The sequence below is a fragment of the Streptomyces sp. NPDC049585 genome (assembly GCF_040675615.1).
GTDB lineage: Bacteria > Actinomycetota > Actinomycetes > Streptomycetales > Streptomycetaceae > Streptomyces > Streptomyces luteosporeus.
On sequence record NZ_JBFAPE010000002.1, the window covers coordinates 222,159 to 236,398 of the forward strand.

The 14,240-nt window shown below is 73.6% G+C and carries 9 protein-coding genes; 7 read left to right on the forward strand and 2 right to left on the reverse strand.

The genetic code is table 11. The annotated features are described in order from the left end of the window. Positions 1 to 366 precede the first annotated feature (366 nt). Entirely contained in the window at positions 367 to 1,479 is a 1,113-nt protein-coding gene (locus AB0K17_RS03345; protein ID WP_344433077.1) for a LacI family DNA-binding transcriptional regulator, read from the reverse strand. Between the two features lie 333 nt (positions 1,480 to 1,812). On the opposite strand from AB0K17_RS03345, the gene hisC reads away from it, so the two are divergent. From hisC to AB0K17_RS03375, 6 genes are all read left to right on the forward strand, one after another. Continuing rightward, entirely contained in the window at positions 1,813 to 2,892 is a 1,080-nt protein-coding gene (hisC, locus tag AB0K17_RS03350; protein WP_365981939.1) for a histidinol-phosphate transaminase, read from the forward strand. A 243-nt stretch (positions 2,893 to 3,135) separates the two neighbouring features. After that, positions 3,136 to 4,719 (forward strand): cytochrome ubiquinol oxidase subunit I, encoded by a 1,584-nt coding sequence (locus AB0K17_RS03355; RefSeq protein WP_365981940.1) that lies wholly within the window; start codon positions 3,136 to 3,138, stop codon positions 4,717 to 4,719. A gap of 39 nt (positions 4,720 to 4,758) precedes the next feature. Then, the gene (cydB, locus tag AB0K17_RS03360) at positions 4,759 to 5,760 is read left to right on the forward strand and encodes a cytochrome d ubiquinol oxidase subunit II (RefSeq protein WP_365965044.1); all 1,002 of its coding nucleotides are present in this window, start codon (positions 4,759 to 4,761) and stop codon (positions 5,758 to 5,760) included. Between the two features lie 10 nt (positions 5,761 to 5,770). Further along, on the forward strand, positions 5,771 to 9,292 hold the full coding sequence (gene cydD / locus AB0K17_RS03365; RefSeq protein ID WP_365981941.1) for a thiol reductant ABC exporter subunit CydD: 3,522 nt from the start codon (positions 5,771 to 5,773) through the stop codon (positions 9,290 to 9,292). Positions 9,293 to 9,387: 95 nt separating this feature from the next. Further along, entirely contained in the window at positions 9,388 to 10,974 is a 1,587-nt protein-coding gene (locus tag AB0K17_RS03370) for a GAF domain-containing protein (protein WP_365965147.1), read from the forward strand. 112 nt (positions 10,975 to 11,086) lie between these two features. Beyond that, positions 11,087 to 12,247, forward strand: coding sequence for a peptidoglycan DD-metalloendopeptidase family protein (locus AB0K17_RS03375; RefSeq protein ID WP_365981942.1), 1,161 nt, complete (start codon positions 11,087 to 11,089; stop codon positions 12,245 to 12,247). Positions 12,248 to 12,369: 122 nt separating this feature from the next. Here AB0K17_RS03375 and AB0K17_RS03380 read toward each other — a convergent pair whose 3' ends face one another. Then, positions 12,370 to 13,233, reverse strand: a complete 864-nt coding sequence (locus tag AB0K17_RS03380; protein WP_365981943.1) for a Cof-type HAD-IIB family hydrolase — start codon at positions 13,231 to 13,233, stop codon at positions 12,370 to 12,372. Positions 13,234 to 13,338: 105 nt separating this feature from the next. Between AB0K17_RS03380 and AB0K17_RS03385 the strand changes: the two genes are divergently transcribed. After that, positions 13,339 to 14,238: an LLM class flavin-dependent oxidoreductase gene (locus AB0K17_RS03385; protein ID WP_365965048.1), complete on the forward strand. Its 900-nt coding sequence runs from the start codon at positions 13,339 to 13,341 to the stop codon at positions 14,236 to 14,238. Positions 14,239 to 14,240: the final 2 nt, after the last annotated feature.

Genomic DNA, 14,240 nt, shown 5'->3' on the forward strand with positions numbered 1-14,240 from the left:
AATGACCGTCGCGCCTTGTGACGCACCAGGGGCTGTGAATCGGGGCGGGTGACCGGGATCGCCGGTCATTTCTCCCCAAATGCGCCGTTAAATGAGCCGTTCGGGCCGGTCGAGCGGCCCTGTGCGCCGTCCCCGGGGGCGATGACCCGCTCCCCCGGGAGCGGGTGTGCTTCCGGTTGACGTCCCGCGCCCGGTTGACACCCGGGCGTGGCGGGTGGGCGGGCAGGTGGGTCCGTGGGCCGGTCGGCCGGCGGACCGCCGCGGATCGGCGCGGCGGGCGGGAGGCGACTGCGGTGGCAGTGGGGGGACGTGCGGGGTGGTGCGGGTGGTGTTGCGGATGCCGCGCGTACGGGTGGTCGCGGGGCGTCAGCCGGATGCGGGCCCCCGCGGGGGGCTCACGGTGGTGCGCGGGGGGCGCCGTTCGGAGGACGTCCGCACGATCAGCTCCGTCGGTATCACCTGCTCGACCGGGCGGCCGCTGCCCAGGCCCTCGATCGCGTCGATGAGCAGCTGGACCACCGCGGTGCCGATGCGCCGCGGCTTGAGCGAGAGCGTGGTGATCGGCGGTTCGGTGGTGGCGTAGACGGTGGATTCGCTGCAGCACACCAGCAGCAGGTCGTCGGGGACGCGCAGGCCGTAGCGGCGGGCGGCGGCGAGCAGGTCGGTGCCGTTGGGGTCGAACAGCCCGTACACCGCGTCCGGCCGGTCGGGCCGGGCCAGCAGCCGGTCGGCGGCGACGGCGCCGGCGCAGGGGTCGTGCGCGGGGTACTCCTCGTAGACCGGGTCCTGGCCCACGCGCTCGCACCAGCGCAGGTAGGCGGTGGTCGACAGCCGGGTGTAGGTGTCGGTGGTGGTACCGGTGAGCAGGCCGATCCGGCGGGCCCCGGCGGCGGCGAGGTGGTCGAGGATGTCGAGCACCGCGGCCTCGTGGTCGTTGTCCACCCAGGCGGTCACCGGCAGGGAGCCGGCCGGGCGCCCGTCGGAGACCACCGGGATGCCCTGGCGCACCAGGTCGGAGACGACCGGGTCGTGGTCGGAGGGGTCGATGACGACCGTGCCGTCGAGGGCGACGTTGGACCACACGTCGTGACGGGAGGTCGCGGGCAGGATGACCAGGGCGTAGCCGCGGGCCAGCGCGGCGGAGGTGGCGGCCCGGGCCATCTCGGCGAAGTAGGCGAACTCGGTGAAGGTGAAAGGTTCATCCCCGTATGTGGTCACGGTCAGTCCGATGAGCCCGGACTTGCCCGTACGGAGCGTGCGGGCCGCGGCCGACGGGCGGTAGCCCAGCCGGTCGGCGACCTCGCGGACGTGGCGGCGGGTCGCGTCCGGTAGCCGGCCCTTGCCGTTGAGCGCGTCGGAGACGGTCGTGATCGACACCCCGGCGGCGGCGGCCACGTCGCGGATGCCCGCGCGCCCCTGCCTGCTGCCCCGGCGGGAGGTCTCAGCCCGGCTCACCTGATGCTTCCCTGCTGCTGTCATGGCAGGCCGATAGTAGGGCTCGGGTGGTCCTTTGGCAGGGTGCCTCATTTGACTGTTGACAGGCACGTTTCTGCTGTGACCGCTTCCCTCAATGATCATGGAATCGCAGGTAGTTGGGGGAGCTTGTGGGGTGCCGTGCGCCTCTGGCATATCCACGCCCGCGGAATGGTCCAGGTCTCGAAGAGGTCTCAACTCACCTTCACGGGGGACGCGCGCCAGGGCGCCCGCCACGGCGCGCGGACCTGCGGGGAGCGCTCCCGAAACTCTGGACGCCGCCCCGGGCAATCCTCATAAGGTGTGGTGTATTCAGTCAGAGGTGGAGGAGGACCCGCGGTGACCGAGAAGACCCCCAAGCTGCGCGCCGCGCTCAAGGGCGTACCGACCTACAAGCCCGGCCGGCCCGCGGCCGCCGGCGGCCCCGTGGCGTACAAGCTCTCCTCCAACGAGAACCCGTACCCGCCGCTGCCCGGGGTGCTGGAGAGCGCCCTGCAGGCCGCCGCCTCCCTCAACCGCTACCCCGACATGGCCTGCACCGGCCTGATGGCCGAGCTCGCCGAGCGCTTCGACGTGCCGCTGGCCCACCTGGCCACCGGCACCGGTTCGGTCGGCGTCGCCCAGCAGCTGGTGCAGGCGACGGCCGGGCCGGGCGACGAGGTGATGTACGCCTGGCGGTCCTTCGAGGCGTACCCGATCATCACCCGGGTCGCCGGTGCGACCCCGGTGGAGGTGCCGCTGACCGAGGGTGCGGTCCACGACCTGGACGCGATGCTGGCCGCGATCACCGAGCGGACGCGTCTGATCTTCGTCTGCAACCCCAACAACCCCACCGGCACCGTGGTGCGCCGGGCCGAGCTGGAGTCCTTCCTGGACCGCGTGCCCTCGGATGTGCTGATCGTTCTCGACGAGGCCTACCGCGAGTTCATCCGGGACGAGGAGGTGCCCGACGGCATCGACCTGTACCGCGACCGGCCCAACGTCTGCGTGCTGCGCACCTTCTCCAAGGCCTACGGCCTGGCCGGCATGCGGATCGGCTTCGCCGTTGCCCACGAGCCGGTGGCCGCGGCGCTGCGCAAGACCGCGGTGCCCTTCGGTGTGAGCCAGATGGCCCAGGACGCGGCCGTCGCCTCGTTGCGCAGCGAGGACGCGCTGCGCGAGCGGGTGGATGCGCTGGTGGCCGAGCGCACCCGGGTGGTCGAGGGGCTGGTCGGCCAGGGTTGGACGGTGCCGGAGTCGCAGGCCAACTTCGTCTGGCTGCCGCTGGGGGAGCGCGCCGCGGACTTCGCCGCCGCGTGCGAGCGGGCGGGCGTGGTCGTCCGGCCGTTCCCGGGCGAGGGCGTGCGGGTGACGATCGGCGAGACCGAGGCGAACGACCTGGTGCTGCGGGCGGCGGAGGAGTTCCGCAAGGAGCTGTGACGGCGCCGTCCGTCGGGCGTACGGGCCCTCACCCCTGGCGGGGTGGGGGCCCGTTCCGTTGTGTGCGCTAGGGCCTGTTGGGGCACCCCGGCTGCTTGTCCGAAAAACAGGTGTGCCATGATGCTTGTGAATGTGAACGCGTTCACAAGCGCGCTTGGATGCCCGTATTTATACGGGTCATACAGGGGCGAAACCACCGGTGGCAGGCGTCACCGGTGAGGCAAGAGGCAAGGAGAGACCCCGGTGAATCTGGCCCTGGCTCCTGAGACGCTCGCCCGCTGGCAATTCGGCATCACGACCGTCTACCACTTCCTCTTCGTCCCCCTCACCATCAGCCTCGCGGCGATCACGGCCGGCCTGGAGACGGCCTGGGTCCGCACGGGCAAGGAGAAGTACTTCCACGCCACGAAGTTCTGGGGGAAGCTCTTCCTGATCAACATCGCGATGGGTGTGGTCACCGGCATCGTGCAGGAGTTCCAGTTCGGCATGAACTGGTCGGACTACTCGCGCTTCGTCGGCGACGTCTTCGGTGCCCCGCTCGCGATGGAGGCCCTGCTCGCCTTCTTCTTCGAGTCCACCTTCATCGGACTGTGGATCTTCGGCTGGGACAAGCTGCCCAAGAAGATCCACTGCGCCTGCATCTGGATCGTGGCCATCGGCACGATCCTCTCCTCCTACTTCATCCTGGCCGCCAACTCCTGGATGCAGCACCCCGTCGGCTACACCGTCGACAAGGCCACCGGCCGGGCGCAGCTGACCGACATCTGGGCGGTGTTCACCCAGAACACGACCATGGTCGTCGTCCTGCACACCCTGACCGCCGCCTTCCTCACCGGCGCGGCCTTCGTCATAGGCGTCTCCTCCTTCCACCTCTGGCGCGCCAAGCGCAAGCAGATCAGGGGCGAGGAGCTCGGTGCCGAGCAGCGCCGGCAGCTGCCCGCCATGCTCGCCTCGCTGCGGGTGGGCCTGGTCGTCGCCGTGATCGCGGGCCTGGGCACGGCCGTCAGCGGCGACGAGCTGGGCAAGGTGATGTTCGAGCAGCAGCCGATGAAGATGGCCGCCGCCGAGGCCCTGTGGGAGACGCAGTCGCCGGCACCGTTCTCGGTCTTCGCGGTCGGCGACGTCTCCCGGGGGCACAACAGCGTCGAGATCGAGATTCCCGGCCTGCTGTCCTTCCTCGCCCACAACAACTTCACCGATTCCGTCCCCGGCATCAACGACATCGCGGCGCAGGAGGCCGCCCGCTACGGCGGGAAGGCCGAGGACTACATCCCGAGCATCTTCATGACCTTCTGGGGCTTCCGCCTCATGATCGGCTTCGGGATGACCTCCTTCGTGGCCGGCCTGATCGGCCTGTGGACCACCCGCCGCAAGCTGTGGGTGGCACCGGACAAGCGCGTCGGACAGGACGAGATCCCGCGCCTGATGCTCACCCGCACCCGGGAGATGAACCCCTTCCTGACCAAGTGGTCCTGGCGCATCGGCATCCTGACCATGGGCTTCCCGCTCCTGGCCAACTCCTTCGGCTGGATCTTCACCGAGATGGGCCGTCAGCCCTGGGCCGTCTACGGCCTGATGAAGACCTCCGACGCCGTCTCGCCGGGCGTGGGCCAGGGCGAGGTCGTCACCTCGCTGGCCGTCTTCACCGGCCTGTACGCGGTGCTCGCCGTGGTCGAGGTCCGGCTGCTGCTGAAGTACGGCAAGGCCGGGCCCGACACCGACGAGCAGCCGCCGGCGAAGGACCCCCGGCTGCGGCTGCCCGGCGGCCGCGACGGAGCCGACGAGCGGCCCGAGGACGCCGACAAGCCGATGACGTTCGCGTACTGACCGGCGCGGCGGAGCGTCACAGACAAGGGAGAGAGGGCCATGCACCTCCACGACTTCTGGTTCCTGCTCATCGCGGTCCTGTGGACCGGCTACTTCTTCCTCGAAGGCTTCGACTTCGGCATCGGCGTGCTCACGCGCACCCTGGCGAAGGACCGCACCGAACGCCGGGTCCTGATCAACACCATCGGGCCCGTCTGGGACGGCAACGAGGTCTGGCTCATCACCGCCGCCGGCGGCACCTTCGCCGCCTTCCCCGACTGGTACGCCACCCTCTTCAGCGGCTTCTACCTGCCGCTGCTGGCGATCCTGGTGTGCCTGATCGTGCGGGGCGTGGCCTTCGAGTACCGCCACAAGCGCCCCGAGGAGCGCTGGCAGCGCAGCTGGGAGGCCGCCATCTTCTGGTGCTCTCTGCTGCCCGCCTTCCTGTGGGGCGTCGCCTTCGCCGACGTCGTGCGCGGGGTGCCGATCGGGCCCGACAAGAACTTCACCGGTGACGTGCTCGACCTGATCAGCCCGTACGCCCTGCTCGGCGGCCTGTTCACGCTCGTGCTCTTCACCTTCCACGGCGCGGTCTTCGCCGCCCTGAAGACCGACGGCGACATCCGCCACCGGGCCCGCGCCCACGCCGGGCGCTACGGCATCGCGGCCGTGCTGCTCGCGGCCGCCTTCCTGATCTGGACGCAGGCGGCGTACGGCAACGGGCGCAGCCTGCCCGCGGTCGTCCTCGCCCTCGGCGCCCTGCCGTTGGCCCTGCTGCTGAACCGGGCGGGCCGCGAGGGCTGGGCGTTCGCGCTGTCCGGACTGGCGGTGGTGGCGGCCTTCGCCACGGTCTTCCTCGCGCTCTTCCCGAACGTGCTGCCCTCCACCTCCGACCCCGCGTGGAGCCTGACCGTCACCAACGCCGCCTCCGGCGCCTACACGCTGAAGATCATGACCTGGGTCGCGGGCTTCGCGACCCCCGTCATCGTCGGCTACCAGGCCTGGACGTACTGGGTCTTCCGCAAGCGGATCTCCACCCGGCACATCCCGGCCGCCCACTGAGCCCGGCGCCATGAAGCCCGTCGACCCCCGGCTCCTCGCCCACGCCGCCGCGGCCCGCCGCTTCGTCGCCGCCACCGTCGTCCTCGGCCTGGCGGGCGCCGGGCTGGTGATCGCCCAGGCGATGCTGATCGCCGACGTGGTCACCGGCGCCTTCCAGCACGGCCGGACACCCGCGGACCTGATGCGGCCGCTGACCCTGCTGGCCGCCGCCGCCCTCGGCCGGGCGGCGGTGGCCTGGCTCACCGAACGGGCCGCGCACCGCGCGAGCGCCGCGGTGAAGTCCACCCTGCGCACCCGACTCCTCGCCCACGCCGCGCTGCTGGGCCCCGGTGCCGCCCCGACCGGTGCCCTGACCACCCTCGCCACGCGCGGCATGGACGCGCTCGACGACTACTTCGCCCGCTACCTGCCCCAGCTCGGCCTCGCCGTCGTCGTCCCCGTCGCTGTGCTCGCCCGCATAGGCACCGCCGACTGGCTCTCGGCCCTGATCATCGTCCTCACGCTCCCCCTCATCCCCCTGTTCATGGCCCTCATCGGCTGGGCCACCCAGAGCCGGATGGACCGGCAGTGGCGGCTGCTCTCCCGTCTGTCGGGCCACTTCCTCGACGTCGTCGCGGGCCTGCCCACGCTCAAGGTCTTCGGCCGCGCCAAGGCCCAGGCCGCCTCCATCCGCACGATCACCGCCGACTACCGGCGGGCCACCCTGCGCACCCTGCGGCTGGCCTTCCTGTCCTCCTTCGCACTGGAGCTGCTGTCCACCGTGTCGGTGGCCCTGGTCGCCGTCGGCATCGGCATGCGGCTGGTGAACGGCGAACTCGACCTGGCCACCGGCCTGATGGTGCTCGTCCTCGCCCCCGAGGCGTACCTCCCGCTGCGCCAGGTCGGCGCGCAGTACCACGCCGCGGCCGAGGGCCTGGCGGCCGCCGACGAGGCGCTCACCCTCCTTCAGACCCCGCCCGCCCCGGCCGGCACGCGGCCGGCCCCGGACGCTCGCGGTGCCGCGCTGCGCCTGCAGGACGTCGAGGTACACCATCCGGGCCGCACCGAACCGGCCCTGCCCTCCACCACGTTGACCGTCTCCCCGGGCGAGACGGTCGCCCTGACCGGCCCCAGTGGATCGGGCAAGACCACCCTGCTGAACGTCCTGCTCGGACTGCAGCGCCCCACGAGCGGACGCGTGCTGATCGATGACACGGACCTGGCATCGCTGACCCCCTCCGGCTGGCGGGACCAGGTGGCCTGGGTCCCGCAGCGCCCCCACTTCTTCGCCGGCACCGTCGCCGAGAACGTGATGCTGGCCCGGCCCGGTGCCACGGACGCACAGCTGCGCGCCGCACTGCGCGACGCCGGTGCGCTCGAGTTCGTCTCCATGCTGCCGCAGGGCACTGACACCCGCCTCGGCGAGGACGGCGCGGGGCTGTCCGCCGGGCAGCGCCAACGCCTCGCCCTGGCCCGCGCGTTCCTCGCCGACCGCCCGGTCCTGCTGCTGGACGAGCCGACGGCGGCCCTGGACGGCACGACGGAGGCGGCCGTCGTCGAGGCGGTCCGCAGACTGGCGGCGGGCCGCACGGTGCTCCTGGTCGTGCACCGCCCGGCCCTGCTGGCGGTGGCGGACCGGGTGGTGCACCTGGGTTCTTCCCGGCCCTCCGAACCGGGGGCGACGCCCACCCACCCGCCTGTTCACCCCGAACAGCACGTTCCGACGGAGTCCCTTGCTGTTCCGGGCGATGGGCGGGCGGGTGGGAGCTCCCCCGCGCGCAGCGCGGGGGCACTGGCCCGTGTCCGGGCCGCCGGACGCCCCGTGCGGAAGCGGTTCGCCCTCGCGGCAGCGCTCGGCACGCTGGCCCTCGCCAGCACCCTGACCCTGATGGCCACCTCCGGCTGGCTGATCTCCCGGGCCTCCCAGCACCCCCCGGTGCTGTACCTGATGGTGGCGGTCACAGCGACCAGAGCGTCCGGCATCGGCCGTTCCGTCTTCCGGTACGCCGAGCGCCTCGTGTCCCACGACGCGGCCCTGCGCGTGCTGGCTGATCTGCGGGTCGCGGTCTACCGGCGGCTGGAGCGGCTGGCGCCGGCGGGTTTGCGGGAGAGCCGCCGGGGCGACCTGCTCTCCCGCCTCGTCGCCGACGTGGACGCGCTGCAGGACTATTTCCTGCGCTGGCTGCTGCCCCTGGTCTCGGCCCTGTTCGTGGGCACCGCCTCGGTGGCCTTCGCCGCGTGGCTGCTGCCGGAGGCCGGAGCCGTGCTGGCCGCCGGGCTGCTGCTGGCCGGGGTCGTCGTGCCGGTGCTGTCCGGTGCCGTGGCCCGGCGGGCCGAGCGGCGGCTGGCGCCGGCGCGGGGGGAGTTGTCGGAGCAGGTGGTCGAGCTGATGACGGGGCTCGCCGAGCTGACCGTGGCCAGTGCGGTGCCGGCCCGGCTGGCGCGGCTGCGGGCGACCGACGGCACGCTCACGCGCAGTGCCCGCCGGGCGGCGGCGGCCACCGCGCTGGGGGCCGGGCTGTCGGCGCTGGCCTGCGGTCTGACCGTGGCGGGCGCGGCGTGGGCGGGGGTGGCGGCCGTGCACGAGGGCCGGCTGGGCGGGGTGTGGCTGGCGGTGGTGGTGCTGTTGCCGCTGGCCGCCTTCGAGGCGGTGGCCGGCCTGCCGTCGGCCGTACAGCACCGGCAGCGCGTACGGCGCTCGGCCGAGCGGGTGTACGAGGTGCTGGACGCGCCCGAGCCCGTACGGGAGGGGACGGAGCCGGCGCCGAAGTCGCCCTTCCCGCTGCGGGTGACGGGCCTGACGGCACGGCACCCGGGGCAGGACGCACCGGCGCTGCAGGACTTCGGGATGGAGCTGACGGCCGGCCGCCGCATCGCGGTGGTGGGCGCGTCGGGGGCGGGCAAGACCACGCTGGCCCAGGTGCTGCTGCGCTTCCTGGACGCCGAGTGCGGTTCGTACACGCTGGCGGGCCGCGAGGCCGCGGCGATGGACGGCGACGCGGTGCGCCGCCTGGTGGGGCTGTGCGCCCAGGACGCGCACGTCTTCGACAGCTCGCTGCGGGAGAACCTGCGGCTGGCGCGGCCGGGGGCCGGCGAGGAGGAGCTGCGCGCGGCGCTGGCGGGGGCGCGGCTGCTGGAGTGGGTGGACGGCCTGCCGCAGGGGCTGGAGACGATGGTCGGCGAGCACGGCGCCCGGCTCTCGGGAGGGCAGCGCCAGCGCCTGGCGCTGGCCCGGGCGCTGCTGGCGGGCTTCCCCGTACTGGTGCTGGACGAGCCGGCCGAGCACCTGGACCTGGCCACCGCGGACGCGCTGACGGCGGATCTGCTGGCGGCGACGGAGGGCCGTACGACGGTGCTCATCACGCACCGGCTGGCGCGGCTGGCGGCGGTCGACGAGGTCGTCGTCCTGGAGCACGGGCGCATGGTGCAGCGCGGGACGTACGAGGAGCTCGCGGGCGCGCCGGGGCCGTTCCGCCGCATGCTCGACCAGGAAGCGGGCAACGACGCGCCGGACACCCACCGAAAGGTGCTTTCCCCGGCAAAGGGCAAATAGGGCTCATTAGGCTCGGTGGCATGGCAGCCACGGCGGGGCCCACCGGGCCCGCGGACCCCCCTGACGAGTCCCCCGACGCATCCTCCGCCCGGCCCATGGACTCCCTGGACGCGGCCACCGAGGCCACGCGCAGCCTGTGGGGGCTGTCCACGGAGCTCACCGGACGGGTGCCGCAGCTGCTGGAGGCGATGCGCTCGGTCGGCACCGGCCTGGAGCTGCACACCACCTTGGACCGCATCTGCCGCACGGCCGCCGAGCTGGCCGGCGCCCGGTACGCCGCCATCGGGGTGGTCGGCGCGGCCGGCGGGGAGGAGCTGTCGGACTTCGTCACCTACGGCGCGGCGGAGCAGGAGAACCGCGGCGGGATCGCGGCCTTCCCCGACGGGCGGCACGCGCTGGGGGTGCCGATCCGGGTGGGCGGTGAGATCTTCGGCCACCTGTATCTGACGGAGAAGCGGGACGGCGGCGAGTTCGGCATCGCGGACCTGCACATGGTGAAGATCCTCGCGACCGAGGCGGGCATCGCGATCGGCAATGTGCAGGTGCACGAGGAGCGGGGGCAGCGCATGCGCTGGATCGACGGTTCGGTGGCGGTGACCACCGCCCTGCTCTCGGGTGGGGAGGGCGAGGACGCGCTGACCGTCGTCGCCGAGCAGGCGCGCCGGCTCGCCGGTGCCGACGCCGGCATCGTGCTGGTGCCGGACGGCGAGGGCGGCCTGGAGATGGTGGCGGTCGCGGCCGACGAGCCGGAGGCGCTGCTGGGCACGGTGATGCCGCCGCACAGTCCGGTGGTCTCGCAGCTGATGGCGGGGGAGCCGGTGTTCGTCGACGACTCGGCCACCGACCCCCGCATGATCACGGAGGTGGCGCCGCGCTTCGGCCCGAGCATGCTGCTGCCGCTCAAGAGCGGCGAGCGGGTGCTGGGTACGCTCGCCATCCCGCGGCGACGCGGGGCGAGACCGTACAGCGACACCGAGCGGACCCTCGCCGTCCAGTTCGCCGCGCAGGCCGCACTCGCGCTCGTCCTGGCCCAGGCCCGGCGCGACCGCGAGCGCCTCGCGGTCTTCGAGGACCGCGACCGCATCGCCCGCGACCTGCACGACCTGGTCATCCAGCGGCTCTTCGCCACCGGGCTGCTGCTGGAGAGCGCCCACCGGATGGCCGACCCGCCCGAGGTGCGCGAGAAGGTGGGACAGGCCGTCGACGAGCTGGACGTGACGATCCAGGAGATCCGCACCGCCATCTTCGCGCTGCAGCAGGAGCCCACGGAGAGTCCCGCCGGGCTGCGCACCCGGGTGCTGCGGGAACTGGGCACGGCGGCCGTGCCGCTGGGCTTCCGGCCGTCGGCGACGTTCACCGGCCCGGTGGACGCCAAGGTCGGCGAACTCACCGGCAAGAACTTGATTGCTGCATTGCGGGAGGCGCTCTCCAACGCCTACCGGCACGCGCGGGCCTCCCGCATCGAGGTCGCCGTCGACGCCACCGCCACCCTGCCGGACGGCCGGGAGGCGGTGCGGCTGACGGTCGCCGACGACGGGGTGGGCATCCCGCAGGGCGGCCGGCGCAGCGGGCTGCGCAACCTCGCCAAGCGGGCCGAGTCCCTCGGCGGCTCCAGCGCGTACGGCCCCGGCATCGGCGAGGACGGCGGCGGTACGACGGTGGTGTGGGAGGCGCCGCTGTAGCGCGCCGCCCGTGGGCCCGGTGGGCGTACGGGCGGGTCCTTCCGGCCGCATTCCTTCCTCCGAACGGTCGCCCGCGGGCGCGGTCCGCCGGGTGCCCGCGCAGGATCGCGGCATGCGGCGATTGCATCCGTACGCTCCCCACCGCCGGCCGCGGCGGACGCGCCGGGCCGCGCGCGCCGGCCGCAGGCACCTGCGCGGCGCCGCCGCGCTGTGCGCGCTGGGCATCCTGCTGGTGCCAGTCTCGGCCGCGGAACCGTCGTCCGCGGGGCGGCCGCCGCAGCGGCTGGTGCGCGTCGGCTCGGAGGTCCTGCGCCTGGCCCACGAGGCCGGCCGGGTCGCCCTGCGGTACGAGCGGGGTGTGCAGGCGGCCAAGGAGGAGCGGACGCGGGCCGCGCGGCTGGCGCACCAGTTGCAGGGGCAGCGGTCGGCGGCCTCCCTGCTGCGCCGGGACGCGGGGGCCACGGCGCGCGAGCAGTACCGCACCGGCGGCTTCACCGCGGCGGGCTCCCCGGGCGCGGCGGAGGAGCCCCTGGAGCTGATCGCGATGCAGATGCTGGAGTTCGACCGGCGCGAGCGGCTGGCCCGGATGCTCATCGAGAACGACAACAGAAGCCGGACGCTGGCCGCCGGCCGCCTGTCGGCGTCCGTCACGGCCCAGGCCCTGGCCGTCGACACCGCGCGGCTGCGGACGGAGAAGGCCGCCCTGGAGGAGCGCCTGGCGACCTCGCGCAGCGAGCTGAACGCCCTGGCCGAGCAGACCGTCCGCGACGGCCGCTGCACACCGGTGGACCTCGATGGGCTGCAGGAGGAGCTGCAGAGCAGCGCGCAGGCGCAGGACGACGCCAACCGGGGCGCCGGCGTCTCCCGCTCCGGCTGGACCCGGCCGCTGCTGAGCTACGAGCTGAGCGCCGGCTTCGGCGGCACCGGCGCGCACTGGGCGAGCGGCCACAGCGGACAGGACTTCGCGGTGCCCACCGGCACGCCGGTGCGCTCGGTGGGCGCGGGGACGGTGCTGTCCATCGGCTGCGGCGGGCCGTTCGGGATCAGCATGGTCGTCCGCCACCAGGGCGGCTGGTACTCGCAGTACGCCCACCTGGCGGCACCGCTGCTGGCACCGGGCCACCGGGTGCGACCGGGCGAGTGGATCGCCCTGTCGGGCACCACCGGCAACTCCACCGGGCCGCACCTGCACTTCGAGGTCCGCACGACCGCCGACTTCGGCAGCGCCGTCGACCCCGTCCCCTGGCTGCGCGCCCGCGGCGTGGTGCTGTAGCGCCCGGTAGGGGCGCGGGCAACTTGCGCGATCGGCCACCGGCGGCCTGCAGCCGACACCGCACCTGCGGGCGCATCGTGGCTTGTCGCGCAGTTCCCCGCGCCCCTACCGGGCCGCAGGCCCTACAGCCTCTGCAGGATCTCCTCGATGACGGCGGCCACGCCGTCCTCCGTGTTGGCGGCCGTGTGCAGCACCGTCGCGGCCAGCACGTCGGGATGGGCGTTGGCCATGGCGTACGCGGTGCCCGCCCAGTCGAGCATCTCCAGGTCGTTGGGCATGTCGCCGAAGGCGACCACCTGGTCGGGGGAGATGCCGCGCTCGGCGCAGCACTCGGCGAGCGTGCTGGCCTTGCTCACGCCGGGGCCGCTGATCTCCAGCAGCGCGGTGGGGCTGGACCGGGTGAAGACGCCGTGCTCGCCGGCGGCGGCCCGGGCCAGGTGCAGGAAGGCGTCCGGCTCCAGCTCCGGGTGGTACGCGAGCAGCTTGACGACCGGGTCGCCGGCCCGTTCGCCGTCGCCCAGCAGCTCCTCGGCCGGGGCGGTCTCCTTGGTCGGGTCGAGCGGGAAGGGCGGGTACTGCGGCTCGTAGCGCACCCCTCCGGTGCGCTCGACCGCGAAGGAGGCGCCCGGGGCCGCGGCGCGCACCGCGTGGACGATCTCCAGGGCGGCGGCCGCCCGCAGCGGGCGCACCTTCACGAAGCGGGCGCCGTCGCGCAGGTCGGCCACGACGGCGCCGTTGGCGCAGATGGCCAGGCCGTGCCCGTGCACGTGGTCGGCCACGACGTCCATCCAGCGGGCCGGGCGGCCGGTGACGAAGAAGACCTCGATGCCGGCGGCCTCGGCGGCCGCCAGGGCGGCCACGGTCCGGGCGGAGACGGTCTTGTCGTCCCGCAGCAGGGTGCCGTCCAGGTCGGTGGCGATCAGCCGGGGCACGGCGGGGCTCCGGCGGGGCGGCGGCGGACCGGGCTGCTCGGTAGCGGAAGTCACGGGCCCATTCTCCGGCACTGCGGTGGCGTGTGCGCACAAGCGTGCGTACTCATGTACGTACACATGTGCGCACGGCTGTCCGAGGCGGCGGTTACGCTCGGGGGCATGCGACTGAGCACCGTGATCCTTCCCGACCGCCGCTGGCACGAGGGCGGCCGGGCGTCCTGGGAGCGCGCCGAGGCGCTGGGCTTCCACACCGCGTACACCTACGACCACCTTTCGTGGCGCACCTTCCGCGACGGCCCGTGGTTCGGCGCGGTGCCGACCCTGACGGCGGCCGCCGGCGTGACGTCCCGGATGCGCCTGGGCACCCTGGTGACCTCCCCGAACTTCCGCCACCCGGTGACGCTCGCCAAGGAGCTCATCTCGCTGGACGACATCTCCGGCGGCCGCATCACGCTCGGCATCGGCGCCGGCGGCTCGGGCTTCGACGCCACCGCCCTGCTCGGGCCCGGCCGGGAGCCGTGGACGCCGCGCGAGCGCGCCGACCGCTTCGCCGAGTTCGTGCCCCTGCTGGACCGGCTGCTGACCGAGCCCGTCGTCAGCCACGAGGGCGAGCACTACGCGGCCCACGAGGTCCGCAACATCCCCGGCTGCGTGCAGCGGCCCCGGCTGCCGTTCGCCGTCGCCGCCACCGGCCCGCGCGGGATGCGGCTGGCGGCCCGGCACGGCCAGGCGTGGGTGACCACGGGCGACCCGAAGCTGTACGAGACGGGCACGCCGGAGCAGTCCCGGGCGGCCATCGCCGGGCAGATCGAGCGGCTCGGGGAGATCTGCGCCAAGGCCGGGCGCGACGTCGCCGAGCTGCCGAAGGTGCTGCTCACCGGCTTCACGCCGGACCGGCCGCTGGAGTCCTTCGACGCGTTCGTCGACTTCGCGGGCGCCCACGCCGAGCTGGGGATCGACGAGATCGTGGTGCACTTCCCGATCGCCGACTCGATCTTCGCGGCGGACGTCGCGGTCTTCGAGAAGATCGCCACGGACGCGCTCGCCCAGCTGGGCTGACC

What these genes read in the sequence shown, in the direction of transcription:
- AB0K17_RS03345 (WP_344433077.1), bottom strand. Translation starts at nt 1,479, where the DNA reads ATGACAGCAGCAGGGAAGCATCAGGTGAGCCGGGCTGAGACCTCCCGC.
- AB0K17_RS03375 (WP_365981942.1), top strand. Translation starts at nt 11,087, where the DNA reads ATGCGGCGATTGCATCCGTACGCTCCCCACCGCCGGCCGCGGCGGACG.
- AB0K17_RS03385 (WP_365965048.1), top strand. Translation starts at nt 13,339, where the DNA reads ATGCGACTGAGCACCGTGATCCTTCCCGACCGCCGCTGGCACGAGGGC.
- cydB (WP_365965044.1), top strand. Translation starts at nt 4,759, where the DNA reads ATGCACCTCCACGACTTCTGGTTCCTGCTCATCGCGGTCCTGTGGACC.
- cydD (WP_365981941.1), top strand. Translation starts at nt 5,771, where the DNA reads ATGAAGCCCGTCGACCCCCGGCTCCTCGCCCACGCCGCCGCGGCCCGC.
- AB0K17_RS03370 (WP_365965147.1), top strand. Translation starts at nt 9,388, where the DNA reads ATGGACTCCCTGGACGCGGCCACCGAGGCCACGCGCAGCCTGTGGGGG.